We start from the raw sequence: 310 nt of genomic DNA, 5'->3' as shown, positions 1-310 counted from the left end.
CTGCGGGGCGCGGGAAGCTGTCCTTCCTGGGCGACCGCTTGTTTCTGACGTCATCCCCGCACAGGCGAGGATCCAGTATTGCAGGGCGCTGGTGACTGGCACGAAGGCTCTGGAATACTGGGTCGCCCGCCTGCGCGGGCGATGACGGGCGTTTTTTTGTCTGCGTCGAGATTCCGGGTTCACGCGCTGGGGCGCGTGCCCCGGAATGACTTGGGCGCGGGCTGAGCGACCAACGCCGCCCCACTCCCGACAACGCGCCGTCATTCCGGGATGCGTGCGACAGCACGCAGACCCGGAATCTCGCAGTGTT

The organism is Rhodopseudomonas palustris (genome assembly GCF_003226555.1).
In the GTDB taxonomy this organism is placed as follows: Bacteria; Pseudomonadota; Alphaproteobacteria; order Rhizobiales; family Xanthobacteraceae; genus Rhodopseudomonas; species Rhodopseudomonas palustris_I.
This window is presented reverse-complemented; position numbering follows the sequence as displayed.